Origin of the sequence: Pseudomonas sp. 51_B (assembly GCF_017491595.1) — a bacterium.
Lineage (GTDB): Bacteria > Pseudomonadota > Gammaproteobacteria > Pseudomonadales > Pseudomonadaceae > Aquipseudomonas > Aquipseudomonas promysalinigenes.
On sequence record NZ_JAFGYW010000486.1, the window covers coordinates 1 to 428 of the forward strand.

Sequence of the window (428 nt, forward strand, 5' to 3'; positions counted from 1 at the left end):
GTGTGGAGAGTTTGGATGCTCTGGAGTCTTTGGAGGATTTGTGGTCGTCCCAGTCGTCGTTAACGTTGTTGGCGTTCACAGGGGTCTTGCGGCTGCGGTAGAAGATGTAGCTAGCAGCGATAACGAGAATGATGAAGACGACAATAACGCCTAGAACTTCGTTATAAAGACCAATGTAGTGGCCTAGCAGGTAGGTAAGTGCACCAACAATGGCCGCGGCGGGAAGTGTAATAATCCAGGCGATGACCATTCTTCCGGCAACTCCCCACCGTACTTCCGCATTTTTGCGCCCAAGTCCGGTACCAAGAATAGAACCGGTGGCAACGTGTGTGGTGGAGAGGGCAAGGCCAAAGTGCGATGAGGTGAGGATAACTGATGCCGTAGCCATTTCTGCGGCCATACCTTGGGGGGATTCAATTTCGACGAGG

1 protein-coding gene is annotated in these 428 nt (G+C 52.6%); it reads right to left on the bottom strand.

The window, feature by feature from the left end:
• Positions 1 to 428, bottom strand: a 428-nt coding sequence (locus J5M56_RS25860) for an inorganic phosphate transporter (protein WP_207938166.1), incomplete at both ends; no start/stop codon positions are given.